The sequence below is a fragment of the Clostridium aciditolerans genome, from assembly GCF_016316925.1.
GTDB classification, from domain to species: domain Bacteria; phylum Bacillota; class Clostridia; order Clostridiales; family Clostridiaceae; genus Clostridium_AM; species Clostridium_AM aciditolerans.
In genome coordinates this window covers 1-6,059 of the sequence record NZ_JAEEGB010000025.1, presented here as the reverse complement: position 1 = coordinate 6,059, position 6,059 = coordinate 1, and the positions used below count along the sequence as shown (strand labels likewise).

The 6,059-nt window shown below is 29.2% G+C and carries 7 protein-coding genes and 1 tRNA gene; 6 read left to right on the top strand and 2 right to left on the bottom strand.

Going from position 1 to position 6,059, the window contains the following annotated elements; all coding sequences use genetic code 11:
* Nucleotides 1-4: 4 nt before the first annotated feature.
* From I6U51_RS16705 to I6U51_RS16685, 5 genes are all read left to right on the top strand, one after another.
* A tRNA-Lys gene (locus I6U51_RS16705) sits at nucleotides 5-80 on the top strand.
* 383 nt (nucleotides 81-463) lie between these two features.
* Complete coding sequence (locus tag I6U51_RS16700; RefSeq protein WP_211143708.1) at nucleotides 464-718, top strand: carbon-nitrogen hydrolase family protein; 255 nt, start codon at nucleotides 464-466, stop codon at nucleotides 716-718.
* Nucleotides 706-1,128, top strand: a complete 423-nt coding sequence (locus I6U51_RS16695) for a carbon-nitrogen hydrolase family protein (protein WP_211143707.1) — start codon at nucleotides 706-708, stop codon at nucleotides 1,126-1,128. Before I6U51_RS16700 ends, I6U51_RS16695 begins: the two co-directional genes overlap by 13 nt.
* Nucleotides 1,049-2,548 (top strand): sigma-54 interaction domain-containing protein, encoded by a 1,500-nt coding sequence (locus I6U51_RS16690; RefSeq protein WP_211143706.1) that lies wholly within the window; start codon nucleotides 1,049-1,051, stop codon nucleotides 2,546-2,548. Before I6U51_RS16695 ends, I6U51_RS16690 begins: the two co-directional genes overlap by 80 nt.
* Before the next feature lie 406 nt (nucleotides 2,549-2,954).
* Entirely contained in the window at nucleotides 2,955-3,392 is a 438-nt protein-coding gene (locus tag I6U51_RS16685; RefSeq protein WP_178907756.1) for a VanZ family protein, read from the top strand.
* Nucleotide 3,393: 1 nt separating this feature from the next.
* Here the strand turns inward: I6U51_RS16685 and I6U51_RS16680 are convergent, their stop codons facing one another.
* Nucleotides 3,394-3,990, bottom strand: a complete 597-nt coding sequence (locus I6U51_RS16680; protein WP_211143705.1) for a uracil-DNA glycosylase — start codon at nucleotides 3,988-3,990, stop codon at nucleotides 3,394-3,396.
* Between the two features lie 262 nt (nucleotides 3,991-4,252).
* Here I6U51_RS16680 and I6U51_RS16675 point away from each other — a divergent pair, with 262 nt between their 5' ends.
* A complete protein-coding gene (locus I6U51_RS16675; RefSeq protein WP_211143704.1) occupies nucleotides 4,253-5,386 on the top strand; it encodes a pyridoxal-phosphate-dependent aminotransferase family protein in 1,134 nt (377 codons plus the stop codon).
* Between the two features lie 57 nt (nucleotides 5,387-5,443).
* On the opposite strand, the gene I6U51_RS16670 is transcribed toward I6U51_RS16675, so the two are convergent.
* Entirely contained in the window at nucleotides 5,444-5,770 is a 327-nt protein-coding gene (locus tag I6U51_RS16670; protein WP_211143703.1) for a DUF1904 domain-containing protein, read from the bottom strand.
* Nucleotides 5,771-6,059 lie beyond the last annotated feature (289 nt).

The window sequence follows — 6,059 nt, the reverse complement described above, 5'->3', positions numbered from 1 at the left end:
ATATGGTTTACTAGCTCAGTCGGTAGAGCACATGACTTTTAATCATGGTGTCCGGGGTTCGATTCCCCGGTAAGCCACCAAGAAGCATCTTATATGATGCTTCTTTTTTTTCGTTAAGTAAAATTATAACTCCTTCTAAATTAGATGTAAGTATTAAATATCAGTGTAAGTTTAAACTTACACTGTGGATTAAATGAAAATTTAGAGGTAGAACTAAGATTTCTTAATAAATATTAAGATTTGAATCAAGAAATGTGTAAGTTTAAACTTACATATTTCTTGGTTTATTTATTTTTATTTTAAATAATGCATATAAAATAGATTATCTTTATTAAGCTGTTTGGCTTTGAATACTCACAAAATACATATAAATGAACTTGCATCTAAAAACACTGGCATGAATATTGGATATATATCATTATGTAATTTATGAATTTAAATAAATTTAAAAGGAGGATTTTATATGAATAGATTTCTTAACGTAGGTATTATTCAGCAAAAAATTATTTATGACACCACAGAAAATTTAAAGTACATTGAAGAAAAGGTAAATGCTTTAATGAGTGGTTATCATAAGCCAGAATTAATAGTTGGTGTGGAAGGAGGAATTGGTTACTTTACCTCTCAACCAATACCGGGAACTATTACAAACTATCTTTGTAATATAGCAAAAAAAAATACGGAATTTACTTTATTCCAGGTACAATGTATGAAGTAAGTTCAGATTTGCCAGAAGGATATTTTTATAATTCAGCGCCAATTATTAATCCAAAAGGAGAAATTATTGCTGTTTATAGAAAAATGGCTCCATGGAGGCCATCAGAGCAATTTACAGCGCCAGGAAAGGAATATATAGTTTTTGAAATTCCAGAAAAAAATACGAAAGTAGGAGTTATGATTTGTTATGATCTTAATTTTCCAGAAATAGCTCGTAACTTAACACTTATGGGGGCAGAAGTACTTGTTAAACTTACTCAAGATCCTGAAGAATTATATGAACTCAATAAACCTATTCATTTTGCGAGGGCGCTGGAAAACCAAGCATACCTTGTTTCAACAAATACTTCAGGAACTTTTGGGAATTTCTCATTATTATGGAAAGTCCTTGATAATAAATCCAGAGGGTAGACTTCTATGGGAAGCTGGCCATACAGAAACAATAGCTACGGTTACTCTTAGTCTAGATTTAGTTAATCAATGCAGGGAATACGGTACAATTTTTATGGATCATTATATTAAGCACTTAAAGCAATATAATTTTCCAATGCCTTATTCAAGCAAAATTTCAGAAGCTCCTGTGTATAATATTGGACTTCATATAAAGGAGGTTATACCTACCTCAAACATTGAGCAAACAGTTAAAACACGAGAACCCGCTATAGGAGATTTTTATTTTGTAAAGGGTATGACTATAGTTAGCACTCGGTATCCAATTTATAAAAATAATAAGTTTATAGGTGTTATTGAGTATGATATTTTTGAGAATTATAGCATATTAAAGGATTTTCTCAAAAGATCAGAAAGCATATATAATAAATTGAGTAGTTTTAAACAAGAATTTAATAAAGTAAAAGGAAGCAAATATTCAATTGAAAATATTGTTGGCATAAGCTCACATATTCAAAGAATACATAGTGAAATAAGAAATGCTGCAAAAACTAATTCTACTGTGTTGATAACAGGAGAAACTGGGACAGGTAAAGAATTAGTGGCACATTCTATTCATGAATTAAGTCAACAAAATAGTGGGAATTTCATTAGCGTAAATTGTTCTGCAATTTCTTTTGAATTGTTTGAAGCTGAGTTATTTGGTTTTGAAGAGGGTAGCTTTACCAATGCTAGAAAAGGTGGAAAAAAAGGAAAGTTTGAAATAGCTAAAAATGGGACATTATTTTTAGATGAAATTAATCAAATGCCTATAAAACTTCAACCTAAAATGCTAAGAGCTCTTCAAGAAAAAGAAATTGATAAAATTGGAGGAAGTCATAGTATCCCTATAGAAACTAGAGTTATATGTGCAACAAATCAAAATTTAAAAGAGCTTGTTAAAAAAGGTTTGTTTAGAGAAGATTTATTCTTTCGTATAAATGTTATACAAATTTATTTGCTTCCTTTACGCGAAAGAAAGGAAGATATTCCATTGATAGTAAACGCTTCTTTTGAGTATCTAAATCATTTTTTAAATCGTAATGTTGTTAGCATTTCAAATGAAGCCTTGTCTATGCTTCAAAAGTATGATTGGCCAGGTAATATTAGAGAGCTTCAAAATGTTTTAGAAAGAGCCATTAATAGCATTGATATTAATACTCATAAATTGGAAACTAAGCATTTTGAGTTTTTTATTGAAGAAATTCTAAAATTAAATAGAAATTTTGTAGTTCCGGAATTTGCAGACAATCCATTGGAGGAAATAAAAAATCAGGCTGAAAAACAAGCCATAATTAATGTGTTAGAATTTTGTAATGGAAATAAATCTAAGGCTGCCAAGATATTAAAAATAGCCAGGCCATTATTATATCAAAAAATTAAAAGGTTGGGCATTGAATAATGGACAAATACAAAAAACATAATTTCTTAATAGCTATATAAGTAATAGCTATTAAATTAAATATAATTTATAAATAGAAACCTATAATATGTGGAGAATGTTATACTATAAATACTTTTAATATAGGGAATATATATGAGGTAAGTAGTTAGTAGTATAAAGAGTACTCTGATGATTTATCTATAAAGTAGATATTGTTGAAGGAGCTGTTGCAAAATGAAAGTTTTGCAGCAGCCCTTTTGTATGTTCAAAAAATTAAATAAATTACAATTAAAAATGAACTTCGATGTTGAAGTTTTTATTCCACTGTTTTTATTTAAATTTATAAGGTTATATATTATACTTATAAAGTAAGTTTTTAAATACGATATATAACTTTATAAATTAACATAGAAAGGTATTAAAAATGAGTAAAAAAATAAAATGGATTTTAGTTATTACATGGATGGTTATAATATTTTGGTTTTCTAATCAACCAGCTGCTATATCAGATGAGAAGAGTAAGTTCGTAATACATGTATTTAAGGTATTGGGATTGAATCTGGATAGTATTTTAGGTGATTTAGCCAATTTTATAGTACGAAAAGTTGGTCACTTTACTGAGTATTTAATTTTATATGTGTTGTTTTTCAATGCATTATTAGAAGATTTTAATTTTAAAAAGTCGCTAATGGTCTCACTTTTTATTGTATTTGTATATGCATGCTCTGATGAAATACATCAAATTTTTATTCCAGGTAGGACTGCACGTATAAGAGATGTAATTATAGATACATGTGGCGGCAGCTTTGCAATGTTGGTAATATATCTAAAACAAAAAAATCTGTTAAAAAAGAAGCCCTAAATTATATATTTTTTAGGGCTTCTTTTAAGCTATTCCAGTCTTGTTCATAGGTAGCATGAAACTCATCACTTCTATTATAGGTTAAAGAGGAAGGATGATACATAGGGAAAATGGACCTTTTAATATCTTCGTTGAAATATAGTTTCCCATGGCACTCACCAATAGATTTAAAATTTGTAAGTCTTTTTAGTGGAACATTTCCAAGAGTTATAATAACTTTAGGATTTACAAATTTTATTTCTTCATCTAAAACTTCGCGAAAAAGATCCACTTCTAAAGTTTTTGGTGGTCTATTACTAATAGTTACTCTACCACTAGGATTTTCTTTTAATTTTATTGGTCTAAAGAAACAAGTGTTTGTTATACGGATTTTTTCCCTAGACAAACCTATAGAGTTTAAATATTTTTCGAAATTTTTCCCAGCCATGCCTACAAAAGGCTTTTTTTCTTCAACTTCATTTTTACCAGGGGCTTCACCTACAAATAGTATGTCACAAGGTATTGGTCCATCACCAGTTATGTATCCACCTGTTTTATCGCCAGTATATTTATCAGTAATAACTTTAATCTTTGATTCTAGTTCTTTTTGTATGTCCATTCTAATTCTCCTTATAATGTGATTTATTGTACTTTATCATAATTTATACCCTTAGGAACTTAGATATAATTATTTTTTTCTAAAAATTATTTTATATACTTTCCTATACAAGAAGAGCTAATAATTGAAACTGCAGTATATTTAGTGAAAGTTTATGTAATTATATTATATATGATTTAATTGTATTGATACACTTTGGTATATCTAATAAGAATGGTATAATTCAGTTAAAATATTCTTATATTCAGTAGGAGTGGTACAAATGAAAATTCCGTATATAATGACACCTGGGCCAACCCAGGTAAGCGAAAATGTAAGATTAGCAAGAAGTCTAGAAACTACAAACCCAGATTTGGATCTACAATTTTATGATTTTTATAAAGAAACTTGTGAAAAAATAGGTCAATTTTTAAAAACTAAAAATGAGGTAAGGATCTTAAGTGGAGAGGGAATACTAGGCTTAGAAGCAGCGTGTGCATCTTTAACAGAAGAAGGAGATAGAGTCTTAGTAATAGATAATGGTATATTTGGAGAGGGATTTGCCGATTTTGTAAAAATGTATGGGGGAGAGCCAATACTTTTTAGTGGAGATAGGCAGAGAGAAATTGATATTAATGAGCTTCAAAAGTTTTTAGATAAGGATAGCAACTTTAAATATGCAACTTTAGTTCATTGTGACACACCTTCCGGAGTATTAAATAATATAGCTAAGATATGTCCTATATTAAAGGAGAAGGGTATTCTTACTGTTGTCGATAGTGTTGCAGCTATGGGTGGAGAAGAAGTAGATGTAGACGAATGGCAAATAGATATAATATTAGGTGGTTCACAGAAGTGTGTTTCAGCTCCTCCCGGTCTTACATTTTTAAGTATAAGTGAGGATGCTTTTAATGTGATGAAAAATAGAAAGAAAGCTATAGCTTCCTTCTATTGTAATTTATTAATATGGGAAAATTATTATGAAAATAAGTGGTTTCCATATACGCAACCTATAAGCGATATTATGGGCCTGAGTGAAGCTATAGATAATTTGCTAAAGGATAAAGAAATTATAATAAGACATGCCAAAATAGCTGAAGCTACTAGAAAATCAGTTTTAGAAGCTGGGTTAAGCTTATATATAAAGCAAGGATATTCAAATACAGTTACAGTTATAGAAATGCCTGAAGATATAAATGATGCTGAACTAAGAAATTATATGTTGGAAAAGTATAATGTACTAATTGCTGGTTCTTTTGGATACCTAGGTGGCAAAGTAATAAGAATAGGACATATGGGAGAAAACGCAAGAATTGATAAAGTTAGTTATACTTTGTTTGCGTTACAGAAATCATTAGAACATCTTGGATTCAACTGTAGATGCGACATATCTTCCTGCTTTTTAAGCGGGTTATAAAATAAAAGGAAAAAAGTTGTTACTGGAACTACCGGTAACAACTTTTTAATTTCATGATTAGAAATGTTGGCCATTTTCGTAATAGGAATTTTCTTTTAGTACAGTAAAGAAAATATCTATACTTTCATAACCACATTGATGAACAAAATTATTTATAGTCTCAGCAACCTTATCTTGTACTTCTTGCCCTCTGTCAAACCATACAACTTCAATAAAAGGATAACCTTCACATGTTTCTCCATCTCTTATGAATGTTGATGGTATACACTCGATTGTAAAATAACTTCTAGGACAACCTATAATATTTTCTAGTTCATCAATCATATTAGTGCTTACACTACATATTTTTGATACTTCTACACCTCTTACTTTTATCTGTGGCATTAAAATCACCTCCTGTAACATTTTAACTTATAAATGATAAAAATTAAATATAATTGTTATTAAATATATCAACATTTCCTGGTGTATCAATATGAGAATAATAAAGAAAAGCATATAAAATAAGAAGAAAAATAGACATAACTGAATTAAATAAGAGAAATAGGGAATATTACAGTTACATAATATGATAGAATAACACATGTCGCTTGAAGAAACGACAAAGCTTAACAAAACAACTTAAAAAAAGTTGTTGACAAGGTTAAGCGGATGTGATAAACTACAATAGTCG